Genomic DNA, 23,232 nt, shown 5'->3' with positions numbered 1-23,232 from the left:
CTTGATATCACCGCATTTTCCAGAGGAATTCATGGCAAGGCCTCGACTGCCCGTCGCAAAAGCTGCGACAAGCGGCGCCGCCATCAAGAACCCTGGCCGGCACGCCGGCAGGAAGCGCCCGACCGGCGTTCGCGCCTTGGGCGAGCCCTACAAGACGATGACGGCCGGCGAGAAGCGGGCGTGGAAGGAGTTCGCCGCAGAAATGCCCTGGCTCAACGCAAGCCACCGCGTGCTGCTGCGCCTGGCCTGCCTCTGGACCGCTCGCATGGAAGACCCGAAAGCCGAATTCGGCGTGTCAGCAACCCAGGCGCTCAGCTCGATCTTGTCGAAGCTGGGTGCCACTCCTGTGGATGAATCGAAGGTTTCGCATGGCGGTGACGACGAAGACGCGGGCGAAGAGTTCTTCGGTGGCGCAGGCTCCGGCCGATCGCACTAAGGCATATGCGCTGGACGTGGTAGCTGGCCGCATTGTTGCCGGGCCACATGTACGCAATGCGTGCCGTCGCCACCTCCAGGATCTAATCCAAGGCCCCGAACGGGGCCTTTTCTTTGACCACGAGGCTGCCGATTACGCGTTCCGGTACTTCGAGAACGTGCTGATGCTGTCGGAGGGCCAGTTCGAGGGCCGGAAGTTCGAGCTGCACCCGTCGCAGGCGTTCATCATCGGCTCGCTGTTTGGCTGGAAAGGGCCGGATGGACTGCGCCGCTTCCACCGCGCGTACATCGAACAGGGCAAGGGCAACGGAAAAAGCCCGCTTGCCGGTGGGCTTGGCCTGTTGGGAATGACTGCAGCCGGTGAGGCCGGCGCGCAAATCTATGCGGCGGCGGCAAAGAAGGACCAGGCGGGCATTCTGTTCGCTGACGCGGTGAAGATGGTCAAGAAGTCGCCGCTGCTGGCTAAGCGCGTCGACTTCGCTGGCGGTGAGGGCCGGGAATTCAGCATGGCCCACCACGCCAGCGCGAGCTTCTTCCGACCCGTATCGCGCGATACAGGGCGCACCGGCTCTGGCCCCAGGCCGTACTTCGTGCTGGTCGATGAGGTGCACGAGCTGCCCGATCGGCGAATCATCGAAATGTTGGAGCGCGGCTTCAAGTTCCGCCGCGAGCCGCTGCTTTTCATGATCACCAACTCCGGTAGCGACCGGACCTCGGTGTGCTGGGAAGAGCACGAACACGCGGTGAAGGTGGCAGCCGGCCACACCGAGGCGGTGAACGATCCGACCTTCATTGGCGACGTGATCGATGACCGCACCTTCAGCTATGTGTGCAGCCTGGACGACGGGGACGACCCGCTCGAGGACCCACGCTGCTGGGCGAAGGCCAATCCCCTGCTGGGGGTAACGATCACCGAACAGTACCTGGCGGGTGTGGTGGCGCAAGCCAAGGCCATACCCGGGTCGCTGAACGGCATTCTTCGGTTGCACTTCTGCGTGTGGACCGATGCGGAGACCGCTTGGATGACGCGCCCAACACTTGAACCTGCTCTGGCCGACTTCGATCCGCAGATGCATGCGGGCCTCAAGGTATACCTCGGCCTCGATCTGTCCCAAGTGCGCGATATCACCGCGATGGCGGCGGTGGTCGAGACCGGCAGCGTACCGGTGGAGGTTGAAGTCGAGGGCGAGAAGATCGTCATCGAGAAGCCGACATTCGACGCGTGGATCGAGGCTTGGACACCCGGCGACACGCTGGACGCGCGGCAGCTGCAGGACAAGCTTCCCTACCGCGCCTGGGTCAACGGTGGCTTCTTGCACGCGCCGCAGGGCCAGGCGATCAACTTCCGGCATGTGGCCCAAGTCATGGCCGAGTACGACAACCGGTACGACGTGCAGCTGGTTGCATACGACCGCTACGCGTTCCGGCGATTCGAGGAGGAGGTCAACGACATTGGCTTGTCGGTGGCCTTCGCTGAGCACCCGCAGGGTGGGTGCAAGAAGGGCAAACCACTGGAGGCCGCGGTGGAGGCCGCAGAGCAGGCGGGCCAGCCCGCTCCGGAAGGCATGTGGATGCCCGGATCGCTGCGGTTGCTGGAGGAGGCGCTGCTGGAAGGGCGCCTGCGCCTGCGTCGAAACCCGGTTCTGGTGTCCGCAATCATGTCCGCCGTCATCGAGTCGGACCGCTGGGGCAACAGCTGGCTGTCGAAGGCCAGGTCGGCAAACAAGATCGACGCCGCGGTGGCCCTTTGCATGGCCATCGGCGCGGCACACGCCATGCCGCAGGACTCCGGCGGCATTGATGACTACCTGGAAAACGGCTTCTTTGGACTGATCGGATGACAACTTTTCGCTGGTACAACCCGAAGAGCTGGCGGTTCTTCGGCTATGACGACCCCGCGACGGGGAACTACGTCGAGGTCGACCTCTCGGTCGGTGGAAAGGGCACGAAGGCCGGTGTTCGCGTAACCCAGAAGAGCGCCCTTACGGTCAGCATCGTCTGGTCGTGCGTGAAGGTGCTTTCCGAGTCCGCTGCCGGCCTGCCTTGGAAGCTGTACGAGGACAAAGGCGGTTTGCGAGCGCTCGTTAAGGGCAGCAGCGCCCAACGGCGCCGCCTGCTGAGGCTGCTGACCAAGCCCAACCCGTACATCAAGTGGCTGGACCTGATCAAAGCCGTGGTGGTGAACATGGCGTTGCGCGGTAACGCTTTCGCCATCATCCAACGCGACGACGACGGCGCATGGATCGGCCTGATCCCGGTAGGAGTGGACAACGTCCGCATCGACACCGACGACGGCCTAATCTATTGGGCAACGATCAACGGCAGTGAAACTCCTGTATCACCGGAGAACATGCTGCACTTCAAGCTGTTCAGTGCGGACGGCATTGCTGGCCTGTCGCCAGTCGAATACCAGGCTGAAACCATAGGCTTGGCGCGCGCTGCGCAGGATTGGTCGGCCCGCTTCATGCGCAAGGGCGGCTTCACCGGTGGATACATCACCTACCCGGGCTTCCTGACCAAAGAGCAGCAGGCCCAGATCAAGGCGAAGCTTCCGGATATCCGCCAGGGTGACGTGGATGACCTGGGCAAGATGGCCATCCTTCAGGGCGGACCAACGATCACGCCGGCCGGCCTGACGCAGAAAGACAGCCAGTTCATCGAATCGCAGCAGTTCCAGGAGGAGGCGCTTGCCGGCATCTGGGGCGTTCCGCTCTACCTGACGAACCGCGCTCGCTCCACTTCGGTGCTGGGCTCGAATCTGGAGCAGCAGACCAGCGGTTTCGTCACCTTCGGCCTGAAGCCATACCTCGACGCGATCGAGAGCGAGATCAACGACAAGCTCTTCGCTGAAGGCGAAATGTTCGTGGAGGCCGTAGTGGAGGGGCTGCTGCGCGCCGACAGCGGTGCCCGAGCCACTTATTACAAGACCGCCCTCGGCGGTTCGGGCGGCTCGGGGTGGATGGCGATCAACGAGGTACGGGTGAAAGAGAACCTGCCTGTGCTGGAAGGCGAGCAATACAACCAGGTCACACGGTGGACCAGCAACCAACCCGACTCCAGCAGCGACGACAAAACGGGAGATCCCGCCAATGCTTAGCAAGTATTCCTGCCCGTTCGAGGTAAAGGCGGCTGATGACGCCGGCAACTTCGAGGGCTATGCCTCGGTGTTCAACAACGTGGATCTCGGCGAAGACCTGATCCTGCCGGGCGCCTTCGTCAAGGTGAAGACCACCCGGACTGGCCGGCTGCGCTTGGCGCTGTACCACAACCTGACCCGCTTGATCGGCGATGCCGAGTTCAAGCAGGACGACAACGGACTGCACCTGAAAGGGAAGGTCAACCTCAACGTCAGCTATGCCAAGGACGCCTACGAGCTGATGAAGGCCGGCACGTTGGACGAAATGTCTGTCGGCTTCAACACGCTGGAGGACGCGATGGAAACCCGCGAGGGACGGCGGGTGCGCGTAATCAAGAAGGCCGAATTGTGGGAGGCCTCGGTCGTCCCCTTTGGCATGAATCCCGAAGCACAGGTGATGAGCGTCAAGTCCGACGTTCGCGCCTTCGAATCGGCCCTGCGCGAACGCATGGGGCTGTCCCAGAAAGAGGCGGCGGCCGTCGCCTCGCTCGGCTTTCCCGCGATCCACCGTGACGGTGGCATTGGGGACACGGAGACCGTGAAGCAGCTGCAGCAACTCGGCACATCCATCGAATCCATTTTCAAGGAAATCAACCCATGAGCGACAACATCACCGAGATCCGCGAAGGCCTGGAAAAGCAGCTGAAGGAAGGCTTTGCCGGCTTGCAGAAGAAGTACGACAGCGCATCGACCGAGATCGAGAAGGGCAACCAGGTCACCACCGACCTGAAGAAGCAGATCCAGACCGCCACTGACGAAATCCAGAAGGTGGTGGACAAGGTCCTGAAGCTGGAGGAGAAGGGCATCGGCCTGGCCAACCAGCCCGGCCAGAAGAAGGGCTTCATCGACTTCATCAAGGGCAACGACGAGTACAAGTCGCTGCTCGGCCGTGAAAAGCCGGCTGCCGAGATCGAGATCAAGAAGGATGATCTGGCAGCAATGCAGGAAACCAAGGCCGTTACCAGCGCCGGCATCGTCGTTCCCAACTACGACCCGACCATCCAGCAGGGTATTCGCCAGGAACTGCGCATCCGCGACCTGATCCCGTCGATCTCGGTCACCGGCCAGAGCTACACCTACTTCCGCGAGAAGCTGCACACCCGCGGCGCAGGCCCGGTCGGCGAGGGCGGCGCCAAGCCGCAGAGCAACGTCACCTTCGAGCAGAAGACCGACCTGGTGAAGAAGCTGGCGGTTTGGATCCCGGTCACCGACGAGGCCTTGGACGACGTGCCGCAGATGTACGGCTATCTGCAGCAGCTGCTGCGCTATGACCTGAAGCTGGAAGAAGAAGTCCAGATCCTGAAGGGCGACGGCCTTGGCAACAACCTGCCGGGCCTGATGACGGACGCCACGCTGTTCGATGATGACCTGTCCAAGGCCAGCGACACCTCGATCGACACGGTCCGCCGCGCGATCTACCAGGTGCGCAAGCAGTCGAAGCTGTCGGCCGATGCCACGGTGATGACCGAGCTGGACTGGATGAACATCGAGCTGGAGAAGGACAGCCAGAACCGCTACCTGTTTGCCAACCTGCAGGGCTTCGTGACCCCGATCCTGTGGGGCCGCCCGGTGGTGGCTTCGGACAGCATGGACGAGGGCGACGGCACCACTACCGGTGGCGAGTTCCTGGTCGCCAACTTCCAGCGCGGCGCCACGATCTACGACCGCATGAGCTTCCTGTTCAAGGTCGGCCTGATCAACGACGACTTCGTCAAGAACCAGCGCGTGCTGCTGGTGGAAGAACGCCTGGGCCTGGCCAAGCGCCGCGTCGAAGCGTTCGTGAAGGGCCGCTTCAAGCCGCAGGCCTAATCGCCGCCAACCACGAGGGAGGCCGGCAATGCGCCGGTCTCTCTCCCGATACCGAGTGACGAAGATGAAAATCAAAGCACTGTGGGGCTTCCGTGGTGATGCCCCGAAGCTCAAATCGCCGTCCGCAGATGTGAAGGCGGGCGATGTATTCCCGGACGTGGAGCCCGAATACGGGCACGCGCTTGTTGGCAAGCGCCTGGTGGTGCAGTTGCATGAAGGTGCTGCGCCAGAGGAGACGAAGCCGGCCGGCCCGAGTGAATTCAAGGCAGGCGAGGGCGACACCTCGACGGCGGCAGCTCCGGATGCCCAGGCGGATGCCGTGGCCGATGCGGGCGGCGCGCAGGCGGCCAGCGGCGATGCCACCGCCGCTAGCCAGCCGACAGCAGCTGTCGATGCCGGCACCGATGGTGTCGCCGATGCAGGCGGCGCAGATGAAAAGCAGCAGCTGATCCAGCAACTGGAGGCGGCAGGCGCCACCTTCGATCGTCGCTGGGGCGTGCAGCGCTTGGCAGAGGTGCTGGCGGACGCCCAGAAGAGCGGGAAGTCGGCGTAATGGCCATCACCCTCGACCTTCCACTGGTGCGCGAGCAGTGCCGGATCGTTGACGAAATCAGCGACGCGTTGCTGCAGTCATACGTTGACGCTGCCCTGGCCCATGTACAGATGCACTGCGATCGCACCTTGGTTGAGGGTGACCCTTCCAGCGAGGGCGAAATGGCGCTGACGGCTGACGTGCGCCAGGCAGTGCTGCTGATGGTCGGAAACTGGGCGGAAAACCGCAGCGCTGTAGGTGAGCTGACCTCAGAAATCGCGCTTGGCGTGTCCCGGCTTCTTTGGTACAGGAAACGATTCTGATGGCCACTTCAGCAGGGCAGCGCCGCCACCTGATCCGCTTCGAGCGGCCGGTCGAAGTACGGGATCCATTGGGCGGACCGAAAAAAAAGGGGTGGGAGTTCGTCGCCGAAGCGTGGGCGAAGAAGACGAACCAGCTCAGTGCCACGGCAGAGGCGGTCGCGGCCGGCGCCGAACGATATCGGGAGCAAGTCCGCTGGGACCTGATCCCGCGCCATGTCGAGCCCACCTGGCGCATTGTGGAGCGGGGCAAGCCGTATGCGATCAAGAGCATCGCCCCAAGCAACGATGGTAGCGAGATGGCGATCATCGCCGTAGCGGGGTTAAGCAATGGCTGAGCAGATATCCATTCACGGCTTGGCCGGCTTGCTGCGATCGCTACGGGATGCGCCCAGGGCCGTACGGGGAAGTGCGGTCCGAGCCGGTATGCGCAAGGGCGGCAATGTGATCCGGGACGATGCGAGGCGCCGTGCGCCGAAGGCGTCGGGGTTCTTGGCCAGCCAGATCATCACGCGCCGAGCCAACGCGCAAAACAGGTCCCGCGCTGGCGTGGGCAAGGACGGGGAGTACTTCACCGTTGGGGTGAAGTCTGGCCGCCGACGCAAGTACGCCAACACCAAGCGGAACAAGCGACGTGGTCGAGCAGGGAAATCCTACGTTGAACGCGGCTGGGCCTACTACTGGCGGTTCCTCGAGTTCGGCACGAAGAAGCAGCGGGCATCGCCGTTCCTGACGCCGGCAGGCGAAGCAAAAGGTCCGGAGGCGGCGCAGGTGATCATCGATGAGACTCGGGCCGCGCTCGACAAGCAGCTGAGGAAGGAGGGCTGGAGATGATGGTTCCCCTGATCCAGTCCCTGCTGGAAGACGATGCAACCGTCCGGCAGGTGCTCGGCGACCCCGCCCGTCTATTCCTTGGCAGCGCGCCCCAGGACACCCCGCTCCCGTACGCAACGTGGGAAGTGGTCGGCGGCTCACCGACCGCGATGCTGTCCGAACCACCGCCGGCAGACGGCTGGCGGGTCCGCTTGACCGTATGGGGCGACAGCCTGAGCCAGGGCAACGGCGTCGCCGTCGCCATCCGCGATGTGGTGGAGCGCGTGGGCAGCGTCGAGTCGTACAACCCGACGCCCGACAACGACGACACGGACGCAGTGGGCATTTCATTCGACGTGCGGCTGCTGCAGCTGCGCTGATCCACACAACGGCAATCCACCGGCCCCGCAAGGGGCTTTTTTCATGCCCGTCGACGGGCACAACGCAAGGAAACCCCTATGGGACAGGTACTCAAGTCGAAGCACACCCAGCTGTTCATCGCCATCGGCGCGGCGGAGGTCATCAAGGTGACCCGCATTCGCTCGGTCGGCTTCCCGGACGGCCAGGCGTCGGAAATCGACATTTCCGACTTCGATGACGACTGGGATCAGTTCGTCGCCGGCCGCAAGGCAACCGGCAGCACGAGCATCGAGGTCATCTATGACTCGGTGGACTCCGAAGCGCTGGAACAGCTGCACCTGACCGGCGCAGTGGTCAACTTCCTGGTCACGGCGCCAGGCAGCGAAACGGCCGGCGTGGCCAAGCCGGTGGCCGTTGATGGTGTGATCACCCCGCCCACCACCGTCGTATCCAAGCAGTTCAACGGGTTCGTCCAGAACTTCGCGGTGACGGTGGCCGACAACGATGTGTGGAAGGCCACGATGACCATCCGCGGTTCCGGTGCTGTGACCACCCACCGCCCGACGCCGTAAGGCTGCGGCAACGGCACACACCCAGGCCCGCTTCGGCGGGCCCTCTCTTTGGCAGGGCGCGCGGATCCTCCGCGTGTTAGCCGTGCGCGGCCCGCGCGCCCTGTCGCCATTCAAGGAAACGGCCAATGAGCAAGACCAACGAAACCCCCGAAACCCATCTGCAGCAGCCCGTGAGCATCCTGCAGTCGTTCACCAGCCTGGGCATGTTCGCGTCGAAGGATGTGCACGCCGACACGATCACGCTGCCCAACGGAGCCAAGGCGCAGTTCCACGTGCGCGAGCTGCCCGATGCGGAATTCCGCAAGCTGTGGAGCGAGGGCGACCGCGCCAAGCTGATCGCTGCCTCCATCTGCGACGAGGATGGCAAGCCGGTGATGAACGTGACGCAGGCCGCCCAGCTGAAGCCGCTGGTGGCGGCAGAACTGCAGCGCGTAGCCATGAAGCACTCCGGGTTCGGTGACGAGGCCGCGCAGGCCCAGGCGGACGCGGGAAACGACTAAGGCAGCGTGGCGAGGACTGGTTCTGGAAGGTCCTCGCCGGCCACCTACACCGGACGGTGTCGGAACTGCAGGCGGCCATGTCGCGCCGCGAGTTCCTGGAATGGTGGGAGTTCCACAAGCGCAATCCCATCGACCCGGTCAGCCTGCACCTGAAGCCAGCTGCCTTCGTCGCATACATCACCGCTGCACACAGCCAGGGCGGCACCAAGCGTGGCATGCAGCACTACCTGGACGCCCTTGTGCCCCGGTCCGACGACGACGAGGCAGAGGACTGGTTTGATTCTCTTGGATGACCCATGGCCGACACCTTCGGGCGCTTCGCTGCGCTTCCCATTGGACCGTTTCTCGCCGCCCGAGATGGGGGGCTCACTCTCGCAACGACGGCCGCGGCCGATCTCAACCGGTGCGCGCGATCGGACTTCACCCTGATCACCGGCGTTGTGGGCGTTGAATTCGCTCTGTGGGGTGACGACGACCTTTCCGCCGTGGTCGGGTTCGTCACGCCGGCGGCGCCACTCAACCAGGCGCCGGGCACAAACGGGGAGGGTATCGGTTGGGAGCTGGCAACCGGCCGGCTGATCCAAGGCATCGGCGCCATCGCCACGGGCCTCCCGTTGGTGCAGCACGGCGATATCGTCGGGATGCGGGTTTCCTTCGGGAGCCCGTCCAGGCTGCACCTCTATCTCAACGGCTCGCTGGTCCACCAGCGCGACCTACTGCTGGCCGGTCCGCTGCACTTTGCCGCTTCTCTGGCTGCAACCAAGGCCGGTGGGCTGTGCTTGGCCGTGAACGCTGGACAGTGGGGCGCGCGGAGTGATGCCGCGATCGCCGGGTGGAGGCTGGAGCAGGCCCAGGTCGCGTCGGCACGGCTGGCCGATGGCGACTGGCTTTCTGCGCCAGGCGATAGCCCGGCAAACGCCCGCTATGAAGGGTTGGTCGCAGAGGGCGTGAACCTGGTGCAGGAACTGAGTTTCTGGCCGTGGGGCGGCGACCCCGTCTCGCAATCGGCAGCGGCTGAGTGCGTCGTGGCAGATGCCGAGGGCATGCTTGATGGGCTCGCCCTCTCAGGCGGCTCCGGTGCCTCGGTCCAGATCCTGATGGTTGACGAGACCGCCATGCTCGCCGATGCGGTTCCGGTGTTTCGTTGTGCCATCGACCAGATCGAGATCAACGACGACGGCAGCAAGACCCTCCACCTGCGGGACGCGCACGACTATCTGGCCCAGCCCATCAACCGTGGCGTGTTCCTGCCCAATGTCGCGTCACTGGCATGGAAGCCACAGCCGGTCGTGATCGGCGCCGTGGCGAGTGTGCCGGCCGCCGGCGGTAACTCGGACGCCACCTCGATGTTCCTGGCCGATGGCCCGGTCTATGTCGATGCGGTCATGGATCGCGGCGACCTGATGGAGCCGGGGACCTTTGAAGTTGCGCCGGATCACCAGCAGCTGCTGATGAAGTCTCCACCGGTGATGCCAGTGGTGGTTGACCTGTCCAGCGTGGGAGCCGGTATGGCGCCAGCAACGCTGTCTCTGGCCGTCGCCGAGATCATGGGGCGCCTGGGCATGGGGGCGTGGTCGGCAGCCGACTGCGCGGCCATCGACGCCGCCACCGGCTACGAGGGGGTCGGGTACTACGCGGGAACGTCGATCACCGGCCGCGATGCGCTCAATGCGATCCTGCCCAGCTACGGAACCGGGTGCTACCAAGATGCGACCGGGGTGCTGCGGTTCGTTCGGGTAGTGGCTCCGGAGAGCTATGAGGGTGTGCCGGCGTTCGAGCTGACCGACGACGATATGGCCAGCGACCTGGTGGGCGTACCGGATGAAGCGCCCAACCTGACCCGCCGCATGGCCTACAGGCCGAATGCCCAAGCCTTGGGTGCGTCGGACCTGGTCACCGACGTGGTCGACGTTCCGCAGGCGCGGCGTGACGAACTGACCGCCTTGTATCGCGGCCAGGTGTTCGCGGCTGGGCCGCTGGACGCTCACTACCGCCGAGCCGAGGCAGCTGATCCGGTTATCTCGCTGTTCTGGCGGGCGGCCGATGCTCAGACCGAGATCGACCGGGTGGTGGCCATCTACCAGCGGCAACGCTTCTTCTACCAGGTCACCGTCCGCGGTGATCAGCAGCTTGCGCCGCTGCCTGGGCAGATTGGCCGGTTGTACTACAGCCGGTACGGCCTGGCTGACGGGAAGCCGGTACTGGTGCGCCGAGTTGAGAGAAACCCAGCCACGGGTGATGTGGTGCTGACCTTGTGGGGGTGAGAGTGTGCTTATCGGATATGGAATGCCGGCAGCAGTGACCGTGACGCTGGCCGGCGGAACATGGCTCAGTAGCGATCAGGGCGCCGCGCTGTTCGACGGCAAGCCGGGGCGCGCCAGCCGGATTCGACGGACGGGGGCCCTGTCCGTCACTGTGACGCTCGCCCAGGCCGTCGTGCCGGGAATAGTGGCGGTGCTGGGGCTGAACGTCCCAGCGGGCGTGGCGGTGCGCGCTGCGGGCGCCGTTGGCACGACGACGCGGCTCCCTGACGGAAGCGTGTGCGCATGGCTCTTCCCGCAGGGTTCGGTGCCTGTCACAACGGTGTCCGTGGAAATCGACACCACCGTGACCAACGTCGATATCGGCGAGATTGCCATCTTCCAGGCCGTGGATGTGGGAATCAGCGACGGCTGGGGCGTTGCCACGATCGACACCAGCGCCCACACCAGGACGAAGGGCGGGCAGGTCAATACCGTGCCTGGGGCGCTGTACCGCAGGCTGACCTGCAATCTGTCCGGCCGGGCCACGGACGTTGTGCGCGGCGGCGGCTTGAACGGAATGGACTGGGAGACGATCGGCGCGGCGCTGGCTGGCCGTCAGCGCTCCTGCGTTGTTCCGCAGTATCGGGATATGACGACCAAGGCGCTCGATCCGCTGCTGGCGGCCCGGTCAGCGCTCTACGGCTACCCCACGCAGCTGCCGACTGCCGAAAACATCAGCCGGCAGTACTTTTCCGGGTACATCGAGTTTGAGGAAGTCCCTGCGTAGCTGGCATGATCCCTGAAAATCTAGGGAGGTTTTATGAACTTTGGGAAGTTGTTCGCGCCGTTGCTGCTTGTGGCGCTGGCCGGTTGTTCGTCGCCCAAGGATGACGGCTCAAAGAAGGCCCTGTTGAACTGCATGAGCGCAATTCAGTCTGCCTCGGATAATCCGAGTGCTACGAAGGTCCCGTACTCCAAGGACTGGGGAACGGCTGGAGAGCACTACTTTGCTTGGCCGGCTGGGTCAGGCCTGATCTTGGCCACAAAAGGCGGGGCCGCGCAGCCGGCCTCGGCGTCCTGTATCACGAACGCAGCTGGAATCGTGACTGACATGACTATCAATGGGGCGGACGTCCCGATCCGCTAAGACACTCCCTCCATAAGTCTCAAAGCCCGCTCTGTGCGGGCTTTTTTTTTGGAAACGCGATGAGCCTCTACACCCTTACAGTGGACCTGCTGCTGAAGTCGGGATCCTTCGAGCGTGACAGCGGGAAGGCTGCGCGCGTTGTTCAGCGCGACATGGCGACGATCCAAACTTCGATGTCCGACGCCGCGCGTCGTGGTGCCGATGAAGTGGCCACAGGCTTCCGTCGAGTGGCATTCGAGGCCATCGGGCTCTCATCGGCGCTGACTGCGGTGAAAGCCGCCATTGGAAAGGCTGACGAGTGGACAAACCTCAACAATCGACTGCGCCTGGTGACTCAGGGGCAAGCGCAGTTCGCTGCGGCTCAGGCGGACGTGATTCGCATCGCTGGCGCGGCTCGACAGCCTCTTGGCGCCACTGCGGAGCTGTATCAGCGCATCGCGATGAACCAGGAGGCTACCGGTTTGTCTGGGGCCGCGCTGGCACGTGTCGTAGAGACCATCAGCAAGACCATGGTCATAAGTGGCTCAACCTCTGCTGGTGCAGAGGCGGCGCTAGTACAGCTTGGCCAAGCATTTGCTTCGGGCACTCTGCGTGGCGAAGAGCTGAACTCGGTGATGGAGCAGGCGCCGGCACTGGCGCAGGCCATCGCGAAAGGCTTGAACGTACCGATCGGGAAGCTGCGTGAACTCGGCGCTGCCGGCAAGCTGTCGTCTCAACAGGTAATCAGCGCGCTGCAAAGCCAAGCCGGTGCTGTTGATGAGGCGTTCGGCAAGATGGCCGCCACCGTTGGGCAGTCGCTGACCCTGTTCAACAACAATTTGCAGGTAATGATCGGTAGGGCCGACGAGGCGACTGGCGCATCGCAAGCGCTCGCCGCTGGTATTGGCGCGCTCGGCAACAACCTGCAGATGGTTGCCGTTGCGGGTGCGGCGGTAGCTTCGGGCCCACTGCTGAAAGCACTTCTCGCGCGGGTGGCTGCAACAAACGCAGGGATGGCCGCTGATCGTGCCGCGGCGGCGCAGAATCTGGCTGCTGCGCAGCAGCTTGAATTGCGCGCACGTGCAGCCATGCTTGATGCGCAGGCCGAAGTCCGCCGAATGGAAGTAATCGGCGGCAGTGTATCTGTCAGCGCCAAGGCTGCTGCCGCGACGCTTGAGCACCGGCAGGCGACCCTATTACTCGCTCAGGCGCAGACCCAGTCGGCGGCTGCAAGCGCAAGTTGGGCTGCGAGGGCGGGAGCGTCCACCTTGGCAATGCTGGGCGGGCCTGCCGGCATTGTCACGATGCTGGCTACCGCTGCCGCCGGCTGGCTGATCTTCCGGGACAACACCAATACGGCATCGGCAGCCTTGGTGGACTTCGGTGGCGCTGCGGACACCGCGATTGAGAAGTTCAGAACCCTCAACAGCCAGATGCAGGCGGGCGAGATCCTGCGCCTGCAGAAGGAGATCGACGCCAACTATCGGACCATCACCGATTCGATCACCGAGATGGTGGCCGCCGCCACCAACTTTGCGACCGTTGGGCAAGCCTCGGACTTCATCAAGGAAACCGAGCGGCTGGATTCCGCGTTCAAAGCCGGCAAGATCAGCGCTGACGATTTCTCGGCTGGCCTTGAGGCGGCGTGGAATTCAATGATTGAGGGGTCTCCTGCTGCAGCTGCTGTCGCAAAGAGCCTGACGGAAGAAACCGCCGCCGCGGCCACTGCTGGCCGGGAGGTCGATCGCAAGCGGGCAATCCTTGAGGCGTTCACCGGTAGCAGCACCCAGGCGAAGAGCGCTACCGATGCCCTGGCGGGCTCGTTCAACGTCCTGGGCGATTCGGCAGGCGCTGCCGGAAAGCGCATTGCTTCGGCGATGCAGGCGCTGCCTGGCCAGCTCGCGCGCGTAGGCAAGAGCGCGGGCGAGGTCGCCAAGCTGGATGTAGCCGACTGGTTCAAGGAAGCCCAGGCCGGCGGCGTGGACTTCTCCAAGCGCGACGACCCGAAGGTACAGCAGTACATCGAACAGGGGGCGCAGTACATCCGGTTGCAGACGGAGCTGGCTGCAGCGCAGAAGAACTTCACCGAATCGCGTAAGGGTTCGGCAGCTGCTGAGCGTGCTGGCGCCAAGGACCGCAAGGCCGACGCGGAGGCGACCAAGCGTTACAAGGAGCAGGCGGCGATGGCCGCCGCGACGATGGCTGGGCCGCTGGCTGAAGCCACCGAGCGCCAGAAGCAACTGGAGGACAAGCTCAAGGAGGCACTGAAGGAGGGGCGCATCGAGCGCGCGGCGTACAACACCCTGGTGCTGGAGTCGCAGAAGGCGCTGGAACTCTCAAGTGCTGAGGTCAACAAGGCACTGTCCAGCCCCGAAGCGCTGCTGGCGACCATGGACGCCGAGGTGGCCATGCTGGGCAAGGTCGGCCGCGCTCGCGAGCTGTCGCGCCGGCAGATGATGAACGAGCGCGACATGCGGCAGGAGCTGCAGAAGGCCGTGGAAGCCGCCGGGGGCAAGGAAGCACTCGCCCTAGCGAAGGGCGCGGAAAGCTATGAGGCCTACGAACGGTCAATGCTTGCCGCTGCCGACGCGTCCGCTGCGCTGTCGATCCAGGTGGAGGAAGCAGCGGCCAACGCCGAGGCTTGGGCGAATGTGGTCCTGGACGGCGTGGATGGTGTTGCCGATGCAATGGCCGATTTCGTGGCCAGTGGCTTGCGCGATTTCAACGGTCTGTGGGGCGACCTGAAGGACGTAGCCAAGCAGGGACTGCGGGACATTGCCCGGGAGCTGCTGCAGCAGAAGCTGGTGATCCCCATCCAGACGAAGATCATGGAGGGGATCAGCGGCTGGGGCGGGCAGGGTGGTGGCTTCAGCCTGGACAGCCTCATGGGTCTGTTCGGCGGAAACGGATCGGCTGCCGGTGGCAAGAACCTGAGCAACATCGCCGGCCTGCTGTCGAAGGGGCAGGGGTTGTTCAGCGCCGGCGCCGGTGCGGCCAGCGGTGGCATCAGCGCGGGGAGCCTCGCAGGGTTCGGCAACAACGTCGCAGCCTTTGCCGGTGGCGGCGCCTCCGCAGCGGGCGGAACCGCGGCAGCTGGTGCTGGTGCCGCTTCGACTGCTGCGGCAGCGGTGCCGATCATCGGCTGGATTGTTGCCGGCATGATGAAGAACGCCGAGTTGTTCGATCAGGGCTGGGACATTGCCAACGGCGAGAGCTGGGCCGGAAAGATCGCCACGGCCGGCGCCGTTGGGCTCGCGGACAAGGGGTTCCGCGGCCTGGGCTTCAACGACAAGACGGCATCCATCCTGTCGGGCTCCAGCATCCACGCCAAGTTGTTCGGCCGCAGCGCGCCCAAGGTGACCGGTCAGGGCATCACGGGCGATTACGGATTCGGGGGCTTCAACGGTCAGTCCTACGCCGATATCAAGGCCAAGGGCGGCCTGTTCCGCTCGGACAAGAAGTGGACGCAGTACGGGGCGCTGGATCCTGGCATCGATCGCACGTTCGACATGGCGGCTCGCCAGGTGCGCGGCGCAGCCACTGACCTGGCAAAGCAGCTGGGCGTGGATCTCTCCGGGCAGCTGGCCGGGGTGAAGGTGTCGCTGGGCAAGATGCAGCTGTCGGCGGATTCGGCAGAGGCGAAGGCGCAGCTGGAGGCCTACCTAGCCGACATGACGGACCGCCTGTTCACCGAGGCCGTTCGGGCTGCAGGGTTTGGTGGCCAGCTGGATGGCTACTTCGAAGCGTCGGATGTGTTCTCGGCCCTCAGTGCTTCCATCGCACTGGCCGTGGGCAATGCCGACGAGCTGGGCCGCGCCCTCAGCGGCATGGAGGTGGAGAAGGTCAACAAGGCCGTTGATTACTTCCAGGACCTGGCCAGCGTCGCCGGCACCGACTTGGCCACGCAGGTGCAGAAGGTGACGGGGCTGCTGGGCAACTACGCCACGCTGATGGCCGACGTTTCCACGCAGCTGATGACCGGCGACCTGTCGAGCTACCAGCAGCAGGCGCTGACCATTGAGCGCACCTACCGCCAGCAGGTGAAGTCGGCCAACGACTACGCCAAGGCGCTGGGCCTGTCCGGTGCGCGCGCTGAGGACTTGGCCAAGATCGAAGCCTTGCGGGCGATGAACATGGGCAAGCTGCAGGCGCAGATCGACAAGGACAAGAAGGCCATGCAGTACGGCCTGTCGATCAGCGACCTGTCGCCGCTGACGGACCAGGAGAAGCTGGGCGAGGCGATGAAGGAGCTGCAGCGGGCGGTGGCCGGTGGCGACACCAGCGCCGCTCAGTCGGCGGCCCAGGCGGCGCTGGGCTTCGGTCGGAACCTCTATGCCAGCGGTAAGGACTACAACGGTCTGTATGACCAGGTAACCGGCCTGATCGACGGCATGAAGGTGGGCGACCTAGACAAGGAGGACGGCACCAGCATGGGCCAACTGGCCGATGCAATCGAGGCGCTGCCGGACAACTTCAGCCGTGCCGTGTTCGACCTGGTGGTGAACAAGGACGCGCAATCGCAGACCACCGCCGCGGTGCAGCAGGGCAATTCGCTGCTCCTCGAGCAGAACCAGCTGCTGCGGGATCTGCTCGCCACCACCACCCAAGGCGTCCGCACGTCCAGCAGCAGCGCGCTGCGCAACTCTCTCAACGCTGTATACGCGAGGTAATCCGCAATGCTGGCAAGGAAACTCACGCTGGTTGAAATCGGCGTGGGCGCGCTGCCGTCCCCGTCTCCGGCGGCACCGCGCTACTCGACCTGGTTCCCGGTGGCCTATCGGCCACCGGAGGTGCCGCCGGTGGACGGGGTTGTCCCCAACCCGGTGGCCGATGGTGTGCTGATCGAATGGAACCCGGTTGACCAGGCCGGGGTGATCTACGTGATCGAGCGCGGGCCGAGCCCGCAGGGGCCGTGGACGGAGATTTGCCGTACCGTCGAAACCCGTTACCTCTACAGCGACGGCAGCGGCACGAAGTGGTGGTTTCGGATCACCCCGACCGTGCGCGGCAAGCCGGGCTCGGGCTCGGTGGTGGAGGCCACGCCATCGCCGACCACGAGCGACCTGATCGAGCAGCAGCAGCGGCTGACCAAGGAGATTGCCGACCGCATCGAGGCGGACGCAACCGAGGCCGCCGCCCGGGCCGATGGCCTGGCCGACGCTGCCCGCGATCTGCTGGCCGAGGCAGCGCTGCGGCAGCAGGGCGTGTCGGACGCCATGGAAGCAATCACCCAGGAGGCGCAACACCGAGCAGACGCCGACCTCAACGAGCGACTGGCGCGCGAGGCCGCCATCACGTTGGAGGCCGAAACCCGACAGAGCGACGTTGAATCGCTGTCGCGCGCGCTGTCGGAGATCGTGGCCGGGAGCGGCACGCAGTTCGATAGCCGGAAAATCTGGTACTTCGACACGACGGCCGAGGGCTGGACGGGGAACGGGTCCGATCCCACCGTGATCGACGGCTGGCTGCGGCCGGCCAACGGCACCGAGGCACCATGGGTACAGTCGCCACCGGCGCTGGAGATCGACGGCAGCGCCTATCGCTTCGCCAAGCTGCGTGTGAAGCGAGTGGGTACGCCGGTGTGGAATGGCTACCTGCAGTGGATCACGGCCGAGGACCAGAACTGGGACGTGGACAAGCGGGCACTGATCCCCCAGCCCCTGTGGGATGACCATGGCGTGGCCACGGTCGACGTGGCGGACATTGCCTGGTGGCCGGCCGAGGTGGATGCGGTCCGGCTGCAGTTCGGCGATGAGCAGGCGGTGGCCAACTACTTCCTGGTGGATTGGGTGGCCATCGGCCGGCCGACACCGGGTGCTGGCGTGGCGCTGGTGCAGGAGGAGGCGCGGGCGCGGGTTGCGGGCGATGTTGCCGAGGCCAGCAAGCGGGAGACGTTGGCCGCCCAGCTGCGTGGTGACTATGAAGGGACGGATCTGTCCCAGGTTGCAACCGGCCTGTTTGCGGCCGAGCGGGACGCGCGCGTAAGCGCTGATGCGGCGTCGGCAACGGCCATCGAGATCCTGCAGGCGCGCATGCCGATGGGTGATGGGCCGCTGGCCACCGAGGCGAGCGTAACGGAGGAGCGCCAGGCGCGCGCTGATGGGGATAGCGCCAACGCTGAGGCCATCGGCCGGGTATCGGCGAGGATGCCCGCAGGAGACGGCGCCGTGGCCTCTGCGGAGGCGCTGGATGCTGTCTCCGCCCGGGTGGAGGAGACAGAGGACGGTGTCCGGGCTGTCGGCGACAGAACGTCGTCGCTCGAAGCCCAGATGACGTACAAGCACGCCGGCGACCGCGACTGGAACGCGGGAGACCGAAAGGTATACGCGGGCGTCAAGACCTGGCAGTCGGTCATCGCGCAAGGCGATAGGGCCAATGCCAAGCAGGTGGAATCGGTGCGCGCCGAGGTGGGCGAGTTCGAGGCCAGTGCAACCAGATCAATCGAGGTCATCGCCACCGAGCAGGCGGCCCAGGCGGTACAAGTCCAGCACCTCGGGGTCGAGTTGGATGGCAAGGCCTCAGCCGATTACGTCGAGGAGATCAGCGCCAGGGTCGAGGTGACCGAGCAGGGCATCGAAGCGGTCACCGAACAGCTGACTTCAGTCAAGGCCGAGGTGGACGGCAAGGCCAGCGCACAAGTAGTTCAGGGCATGGAAGCCAGGGTGGTGCAGACCGAGGGTGGCCTGGCGCAGGTGATGGCCAAGGCGTTCCTGCACCTGATCGCGGACGCCGGCGGTGGTCCGCTGGTCGGCGGTATGGAGCTCGGTAACGACGGCAACGTGGTAAGTCTGCGATTCCTGACCAACAGCATGGAGATCGTCGCTCCCAATGGCGCCTCCGAGGGCATGGAGTGGCGCAACGGCTACCTGCGTGTATGGAAGGGGGCGGCACAGCGAATCATCGGCCCTGGCTTTGGTGCAGCAGGCGACAATCTGATCGACTATTTCGGCCCCAACGTGGGCGCGGGGGCCGCTTCCAAGGCAAACGCCATGATGTGGATGGACGCGAGCGGCAGTGCGTACTTCGGCGGGCAGTTGTCTGCCGGCATTCTGCGCAACGCGGTTCAGACCACGACCACGCAGACCATCGGTACTGAGTTGGTCAACGGTCCATTCGCAACCAATGGCCGCGTGCGCACGGTGACCGTCAGCTTTACGCGGCGGCACAGGCGGGTAGCCACCACGCTGGGCCCAACCGGATTCGTTGCCGGAGCGGGCCAAAACACTGCGCGAATCGACGTCTATCGGAAGATCGGCAACGGCGCTGAATCGCTGTGGCAGGTGCTCAACGTCACTGGGTCGGTAATCATCAACAACGAGCCTGACGGCTCGGACGTCGCTGATTCCAACTGGGGCGGCTCGTTCACAGTGAACGACACCAGCCCCAGCTCTGAAACGATGCAGTACCGGGCAGTAATTTCCGGCTTCACTGCCCAGGACGTGACGCACACCTCTGGCACGTTCCAGCAGCAGACCATCACACAGAGCCTATCGATGATCTCGGTAGAGAACTGAAACAGCCCATGACGCTGGCCGGCTTGTCCGGCCGGCTTTGCCGTGGGCAATGCCAACAGGAAAGACACATGCCGCAGAAACTCATCGATCAAACGACCATCCAGCCAGATGGTAGTCCAGGCGACGACGCCTTTACCGCGTTTGCGATCTGCAACGACAACTTTGAGGATGCCGAGGCACGCTTGGTGTTGTTGGAGTCCGGCGGCGGAGAGATAGGCGGGCGCCTGGACAACGAGATCACCGAGCGCACAGCGGCAGATGCCGCACTCGGTGCCCGCATTGATGCAGAGCATTCCCTTATCACGCAGGAAACCGCTGATCGCATCACGGCAGTGCAGGCTGAGGCGACGGCGCGTGCGAACGTTGATACTGCCCTCGGGCTGCGCATTCTGGGTAAGAACGGTTTCATCAATGGCGATTTTGAATGGTGGCAGCGAGGTACGACGTTTAACGGGGCGGGTTATACAGCTGATCGTTGGTACTTCAACGCAGGTGGGGTTGCATCCCCGAACGTTGTGCGCAACCCCATCGCCCTCGGCCAGTTCCCCAACATCAAGGCGCCCGCATTTGCTCGCGTAAGCTATGGTGCTATTTCTGACGCCGCCGCGCACTTTGTTGTTTATGAGCAGCTGATTGAAGGTGCGAACACCTACGCCGGTCAACAGGTGACTGTCAGTTTCAAGGTTTTCAACAGCGGTGCAGCGGGTCGTCAGATTGCATTGGAAGTCCGTCAGAACTTCGGCTCTGGTGGTAGTGCCACTGTTTCCGGCATCGGCGCAAAGAAATTCGCGCTAGCAGCAGGTATCAACAGCATCACTCACACAGTCAATGTTCCGTCTGTGGCAGGTAAAAGCTTCGGTGCTAACAATTCGCTCGGCTTCGCTCTCTGGGCATCGGCTGGCACAAATTGGAATGCGCGCAGTGACAGCCTTGGCGCACAGAGTGGAGATGTGCATTTCACCGAAGTTCAAATTGAACCCGGTGCCATCGCAACAGAGTTTGAACGCGTCCCGAAAGCATTGAGCTTGATGCAGTGCCAGCGCTATTGCTACCCCTATGAGGTCATGAGTGGCGGAGGGTTCACGACTGCAATTGGCTTGGGCAACTCGCAGATTCTGGCCTTCTTGGAACTCCCTGTGACTATGCGCGCGATGCCCAGTGCAACCAGCGTGCTTGGCGCGCCGACTTTGACTGGCGCGGGATCAAGTGGCGCAGGTGCCGCGAGCGGCCAGAATTACATTCCTGTTTCTAGCCAACGTGTCGCACTTGTAGCAACGTTTAGCGGCTTTACGGTGACCCCTAATGCAGTTGGATATCTTGGGGCTGGACCGCAAGGCTACAAAGTCATCATGGACGCGGAGCTTTAATCATGTATCAACTCACAGGAAACCCTGATGTCATCCATCGCACTGACACTGGTGCGTTTATTCCGCGCGGTCACTGGATGTGGGCCGACTATGAAAAGTGGCTGGACGCCGGAAACACGCCGTTGCCGTTGGTCCCGTTCAAGTCGCTGGCCGAAGTCAAAGCCGATCTTGCTGCAGCTGCCACTGCAGAACGTTGGAATCGCGAGACTGGCGGTATCGTTCTGGGCGGCGTGCAGGTTGGCACCACGCTTGACGATCAGAACCGACTGAGCGGCGTTCTGTCGGCCATCCAACTCGGCGGGCTGGAATCGGTGGACTTCAAGGCGCAAAGCGGGTGGGTGCAGTTGACCGCGCCGCAACTGCAGGGGATCGCCCTGGCCATCTCTGCTCACGTGCAGGCCTGCTTCACCGCTGAGCGCGCGCACCATGAGGCAATCGAGCAGCTGCAGACGCAGGCTGACGTGGACGCCTACGACGTGATGGCGGGCTGGCCATCGGGATCCGGCCTGGGGCATGAAAGCCCCCCTGTCGCCGGATAGGCCGCTGGCTGACGCCTGCTACACCCATCACGCTGCCACAACGCAGCCTGCGGCCAGATTGCGGCCATGTGCTATTCCGCCCAGATCGAAGCCGCCTACCAGAAGCTGGTTCGCATGACCGGCGCCACCGTGTCGCTGCAGGAGTTCGCCGCGCTCTACGCCCACGACCCGGGCAAGAAGCGGCCCAAGACCCCGAAGGCGATGGATGATGCGTTCCGCGACGGCACCAGCCCGGCAGAGCGGGTAGTGTGGGCCGAGATTCAGCAGTGGAACCAGGCCGAGGCCGCCATCCTTGAGCAGCAGCTTTTCGCCAACCGGAAGCGCCTGGCCGATGCGGAGCGATCGCTGCAGACCAAGGAGACGAAGAAGGCCCGGGAAGATGTGCGCATCGCCGGCAACAAGATCGAGCGCGCCATGGGCAAGCTGGGGGACCTGAAGCGGTCCGAGGGCAAGGACCGGGACAGCCGGATCTTCCCCGGCGTCTATGCCCCGGTGATCGTGTCCGAGGGCGGCAAGCTAACGATCAAGCCGATGCGCTATCAGTGCCGTCTGGCCGGGAAACCGGCCAACTACGATCAGCGCTTCCCAGGCACTTACAACGCCAGGCGCGACAGCCTGGAGAAGTTCTGGGCGCCGGCCTTCGGCCACACCCACGGCTTGATGGTGGTCGATACCTTCTACGAGAACGTGCAGGGGCCGGACGGCAAGAACCAGGTGGTGCAGTTCACCCCGCGCACGCGCGAGCCGATGCTGGTTGCCTGCCTGTGGTCGCACTGGGTGGACCCGGCAGGCAAGGAGCCGGATCTGCTGTCGTTCGCCGCGATCACCGACGACCCGGAGCCCGAAGTAGCGGCCGCAGGCCATGACCGGACCATCATCAACATCAAGCCCGAGCACGTTGACGCGTGGCTAAATCCGGACCCGACCGACCTGGCAGCCCTCTACCGGATCTTTGACGACAAGCGGCACCCGTTCTACGAGCATCGGCTGGCAGCCTAGGGGGCGTTCCTATCAAGCCCAATCTGCTCGGTTAAAACTGTCAGGGATTGCTGGAATGCTGCGACAAACAGGGGGCCGCCGTCATCCGCGTGGGTGCTTGCGATCGATGGGAGCAGCCTTGTCCATGTGTCGAGCAGGGCGCTTGGATCCTGATGGGTCAGAATTGAAACGCGTAGGGCGTACTCCATCGCCTTGAGGTAGCCTCGATGAACCTCAAGTCCTGCCTCGCAGGCATGAAGGCGATCCAGAATTTCGGTGATCTCGGTGCTCATGGCGGGCTCGACAGCTGCCTGTAGGAAGGTGATAGTTGGCGGACGCCCAAACGAGCCCGCTATGAGCATCCTCAACGTTTTGCTCACTCGTGACCACCTCGTTGTCGCGGTGGATACCTTGGCTGAGGATGCTCGCACGGGTGCTCATTCGGCAGGCGCAAAATTGTTGCTGATCCCTCAGCACAACCTGGTGCTGGCCACGCGCGGCTCCGCCCAGTTCTTCCTCCGCATCTACGAGTTGGCGCTGCAGGCCAGCTTCCGCGCGGACTTCACGATGGAGCAACTCTCCAGCGAGCTGGGTCTAGTGATTGACCAGCTGTGGCCGAACTACGAGAACGCTGTAGCCGAGGCGGGTCTTCCGCGCGAGCAGCTAGGGACCGAGTTGGTACTTGGGGGCTGGTCGCCCAAGAACGGCCGGATGATGGCCACGGCGTATGCCAAGAGCGACAGTCAGCGCTTAACCGTGGTCCAGCCGATCGTGGGGCAGCTGGCATCGCCTGGCGAGCCGCTGCGAGCCGCGACTCCGAGTATGGTGCAGGCGGATCTGATCGCCCATGCGCGGTTGCAGGCCGGCTACCTCAATGAGCAGATGGGACGGCAAGTGGCTGGAGGGCGGTTCCTGGTGGGGTTTCTGCAGAAGAGCCAAGCCGTCGTGAAGGACCTTGGGGCGATATGAGCCAGCGTCCCCGCTCGCG

At 64.0% G+C, this 23,232-nt stretch carries 22 protein-coding genes; 21 read left to right on the top strand and 1 reads right to left on the bottom strand.

Annotation, left to right across the window (positions count from 1 at the left end; all coding sequences use genetic code 11):
- The first annotated feature begins 31 nt into the window (after positions 1-31).
- The 20 genes from MRBLST15_RS04135 (at position 32) to MRBLST15_RS04040 (ending at position 22,265) form a co-directional block, all read left to right on the top strand.
- Positions 32-436: a hypothetical protein gene (locus tag MRBLST15_RS04135; RefSeq protein WP_312704276.1), complete on the top strand. Its 405-nt coding sequence runs from the start codon at positions 32-34 to the stop codon at positions 434-436.
- The gene (locus MRBLST15_RS04130) at positions 369-2,276 is read left to right on the top strand and encodes a terminase large subunit (protein WP_367785302.1); all 1,908 of its coding nucleotides are present in this window, start codon (positions 369-371) and stop codon (positions 2,274-2,276) included. The genes MRBLST15_RS04135 and MRBLST15_RS04130 overlap by 68 nt, the downstream gene beginning before the upstream one ends.
- Complete coding sequence (locus MRBLST15_RS04125; protein WP_367785301.1) at positions 2,273-3,532, top strand: phage portal protein; 1,260 nt, start codon at positions 2,273-2,275, stop codon at positions 3,530-3,532. Before MRBLST15_RS04130 ends, MRBLST15_RS04125 begins: the two co-directional genes overlap by 4 nt.
- Complete coding sequence (locus MRBLST15_RS04120) at positions 3,525-4,172, top strand: HK97 family phage prohead protease (RefSeq protein WP_367785300.1); 648 nt, start codon at positions 3,525-3,527, stop codon at positions 4,170-4,172. Before MRBLST15_RS04125 ends, MRBLST15_RS04120 begins: the two co-directional genes overlap by 8 nt.
- On the top strand, positions 4,169-5,380 hold the full coding sequence (locus tag MRBLST15_RS04115; protein WP_197649711.1) for a phage major capsid protein: 1,212 nt from the start codon (positions 4,169-4,171) through the stop codon (positions 5,378-5,380). Before MRBLST15_RS04120 ends, MRBLST15_RS04115 begins: the two co-directional genes overlap by 4 nt.
- A gap of 28 nt (positions 5,381-5,408) precedes the next feature.
- Positions 5,409-5,933, top strand: coding sequence for a hypothetical protein (locus MRBLST15_RS04110; RefSeq protein ID WP_367785299.1), 525 nt, complete (start codon positions 5,409-5,411; stop codon positions 5,931-5,933).
- Complete coding sequence (locus MRBLST15_RS04105) at positions 5,933-6,235, top strand: head-tail connector protein (RefSeq protein ID WP_367785298.1); 303 nt, start codon at positions 5,933-5,935, stop codon at positions 6,233-6,235. The genes MRBLST15_RS04110 and MRBLST15_RS04105 overlap by 1 nt, the downstream gene beginning before the upstream one ends.
- Positions 6,235-6,570, top strand: a complete 336-nt coding sequence (locus tag MRBLST15_RS04100; protein ID WP_367785297.1) for a phage head completion protein — start codon at positions 6,235-6,237, stop codon at positions 6,568-6,570. The genes MRBLST15_RS04105 and MRBLST15_RS04100 overlap by 1 nt, the downstream gene beginning before the upstream one ends.
- Entirely contained in the window at positions 6,563-7,066 is a 504-nt protein-coding gene (locus tag MRBLST15_RS04095) for an HK97-gp10 family putative phage morphogenesis protein (protein ID WP_367785296.1), read from the top strand. Before MRBLST15_RS04100 ends, MRBLST15_RS04095 begins: the two co-directional genes overlap by 8 nt.
- Complete coding sequence (gp17, locus tag MRBLST15_RS04090) at positions 7,063-7,425, top strand: tail completion protein gp17 (protein ID WP_367785295.1); 363 nt, start codon at positions 7,063-7,065, stop codon at positions 7,423-7,425. Before MRBLST15_RS04095 ends, gp17 begins: the two co-directional genes overlap by 4 nt.
- A 78-nt stretch (positions 7,426-7,503) precedes the next feature.
- On the top strand, positions 7,504-7,977 hold the full coding sequence (locus MRBLST15_RS04085; protein ID WP_367785294.1) for a phage tail tube protein: 474 nt from the start codon (positions 7,504-7,506) through the stop codon (positions 7,975-7,977).
- 125 nt (positions 7,978-8,102) lie between these two features.
- Positions 8,103-8,477: a hypothetical protein gene (locus tag MRBLST15_RS04080; RefSeq protein ID WP_367785293.1), complete on the top strand. Its 375-nt coding sequence runs from the start codon at positions 8,103-8,105 to the stop codon at positions 8,475-8,477.
- 77 nt (positions 8,478-8,554) lie between these two features.
- Positions 8,555-8,770 carry a hypothetical protein gene (locus MRBLST15_RS04075; RefSeq protein WP_367785292.1) on the top strand — a complete coding sequence of 72 codons (216 nt, stop codon included), beginning with the start codon at positions 8,555-8,557 and terminating at the stop codon, positions 8,768-8,770.
- 3 nt (positions 8,771-8,773) lie between these two features.
- Entirely contained in the window at positions 8,774-10,741 is a 1,968-nt protein-coding gene (locus tag MRBLST15_RS04070; RefSeq protein ID WP_367785291.1) for a hypothetical protein, read from the top strand.
- Between the two features lie 34 nt (positions 10,742-10,775).
- Positions 10,776-11,507, top strand: coding sequence for a hypothetical protein (locus MRBLST15_RS04065; RefSeq protein ID WP_367785290.1), 732 nt, complete (start codon positions 10,776-10,778; stop codon positions 11,505-11,507).
- Positions 11,508-11,947: 440 nt separating this feature from the next.
- On the top strand, positions 11,948-16,516 hold the full coding sequence (locus MRBLST15_RS04060) for a tape measure protein (RefSeq protein ID WP_367785289.1): 4,569 nt from the start codon (positions 11,948-11,950) through the stop codon (positions 16,514-16,516).
- A gap of 6 nt (positions 16,517-16,522) precedes the next feature.
- A complete protein-coding gene (locus MRBLST15_RS04055) occupies positions 16,523-19,360 on the top strand; it encodes a hypothetical protein (RefSeq protein ID WP_265951130.1) in 2,838 nt (945 codons plus the stop codon).
- A gap of 68 nt (positions 19,361-19,428) precedes the next feature.
- Positions 19,429-20,727 (top strand): hypothetical protein, encoded by a 1,299-nt coding sequence (locus MRBLST15_RS04050; RefSeq protein WP_367785288.1) that lies wholly within the window; start codon positions 19,429-19,431, stop codon positions 20,725-20,727.
- A 2-nt stretch (positions 20,728-20,729) separates the two neighbouring features.
- On the top strand, positions 20,730-21,266 hold the full coding sequence (locus tag MRBLST15_RS04045; RefSeq protein WP_265951128.1) for a DUF4376 domain-containing protein: 537 nt from the start codon (positions 20,730-20,732) through the stop codon (positions 21,264-21,266).
- Between the two features lie 66 nt (positions 21,267-21,332).
- Positions 21,333-22,265, top strand: coding sequence for an SOS response-associated peptidase family protein (locus MRBLST15_RS04040; protein ID WP_265951127.1), 933 nt, complete (start codon positions 21,333-21,335; stop codon positions 22,263-22,265).
- Here MRBLST15_RS04040 and MRBLST15_RS04035 read toward each other — a convergent pair.
- Positions 22,262-22,537 (bottom strand): hypothetical protein, encoded by a 276-nt coding sequence (locus MRBLST15_RS04035; RefSeq protein WP_265951126.1) that lies wholly within the window; start codon positions 22,535-22,537, stop codon positions 22,262-22,264. The genes MRBLST15_RS04040 and MRBLST15_RS04035 overlap by 4 nt on opposite strands.
- A 61-nt stretch (positions 22,538-22,598) precedes the next feature.
- Between MRBLST15_RS04035 and MRBLST15_RS04030 the strand changes: the two genes are divergently transcribed.
- Complete coding sequence (locus MRBLST15_RS04030; protein ID WP_265951125.1) at positions 22,599-23,213, top strand: hypothetical protein; 615 nt, start codon at positions 22,599-22,601, stop codon at positions 23,211-23,213.
- Positions 23,214-23,232 lie beyond the last annotated feature (19 nt).

Origin of the sequence: Stenotrophomonas sp. LST15-1-1.1 (assembly GCF_040815575.1) — a bacterium.
GTDB lineage: Bacteria > Pseudomonadota > Gammaproteobacteria > Xanthomonadales > Xanthomonadaceae > Stenotrophomonas > Stenotrophomonas lactitubi_B.
The sequence above is the reverse complement of the archived record's forward strand: the minus strand, read 5'-3'. Positions and strand labels throughout refer to the sequence as shown.

Coding starts and splice junctions, on each gene's coding strand:
- MRBLST15_RS04085 (WP_367785294.1), top strand. CDS start 7,504: ATGGGACAGGTACTCAAGTCGAAGCACACCCAGCTGTTCATCGCCATC.
- MRBLST15_RS04040 (WP_265951127.1), top strand. CDS start 21,333: ATGTGCTATTCCGCCCAGATCGAAGCCGCCTACCAGAAGCTGGTTCGC.
- MRBLST15_RS04070 (WP_367785291.1), top strand. CDS start 8,774: ATGGCCGACACCTTCGGGCGCTTCGCTGCGCTTCCCATTGGACCGTTT.
- MRBLST15_RS04035 (WP_265951126.1), bottom strand. CDS start 22,537: ATGAGCACCGAGATCACCGAAATTCTGGATCGCCTTCATGCCTGCGAG.
- MRBLST15_RS04050 (WP_367785288.1), top strand. CDS start 19,429: ATGCCGCAGAAACTCATCGATCAAACGACCATCCAGCCAGATGGTAGT.
- MRBLST15_RS04115 (WP_197649711.1), top strand. CDS start 4,169: ATGAGCGACAACATCACCGAGATCCGCGAAGGCCTGGAAAAGCAGCTG.
- MRBLST15_RS04120 (WP_367785300.1), top strand. CDS start 3,525: ATGCTTAGCAAGTATTCCTGCCCGTTCGAGGTAAAGGCGGCTGATGAC.
- MRBLST15_RS04125 (WP_367785301.1), top strand. CDS start 2,273: ATGACAACTTTTCGCTGGTACAACCCGAAGAGCTGGCGGTTCTTCGGC.
- MRBLST15_RS04055 (WP_265951130.1), top strand. CDS start 16,523: ATGCTGGCAAGGAAACTCACGCTGGTTGAAATCGGCGTGGGCGCGCTG.
- MRBLST15_RS04080 (WP_367785293.1), top strand. CDS start 8,103: ATGAGCAAGACCAACGAAACCCCCGAAACCCATCTGCAGCAGCCCGTG.
- MRBLST15_RS04105 (WP_367785298.1), top strand. CDS start 5,933: ATGGCCATCACCCTCGACCTTCCACTGGTGCGCGAGCAGTGCCGGATC.
- gp17 (WP_367785295.1), top strand. CDS start 7,063: ATGATGGTTCCCCTGATCCAGTCCCTGCTGGAAGACGATGCAACCGTC.
- MRBLST15_RS04045 (WP_265951128.1), top strand. CDS start 20,730: ATGTATCAACTCACAGGAAACCCTGATGTCATCCATCGCACTGACACT.
- MRBLST15_RS04110 (WP_367785299.1), top strand. CDS start 5,409: ATGCGCCGGTCTCTCTCCCGATACCGAGTGACGAAGATGAAAATCAAA.
- MRBLST15_RS04075 (WP_367785292.1), top strand. CDS start 8,555: ATGTCGCGCCGCGAGTTCCTGGAATGGTGGGAGTTCCACAAGCGCAAT.
- MRBLST15_RS04030 (WP_265951125.1), top strand. CDS start 22,599: ATGAGCATCCTCAACGTTTTGCTCACTCGTGACCACCTCGTTGTCGCG.
- MRBLST15_RS04095 (WP_367785296.1), top strand. CDS start 6,563: ATGGCTGAGCAGATATCCATTCACGGCTTGGCCGGCTTGCTGCGATCG.
- MRBLST15_RS04130 (WP_367785302.1), top strand. CDS start 369: ATGGCGGTGACGACGAAGACGCGGGCGAAGAGTTCTTCGGTGGCGCAG.
- MRBLST15_RS04100 (WP_367785297.1), top strand. CDS start 6,235: ATGGCCACTTCAGCAGGGCAGCGCCGCCACCTGATCCGCTTCGAGCGG.
- MRBLST15_RS04135 (WP_312704276.1), top strand. CDS start 32: ATGGCAAGGCCTCGACTGCCCGTCGCAAAAGCTGCGACAAGCGGCGCC.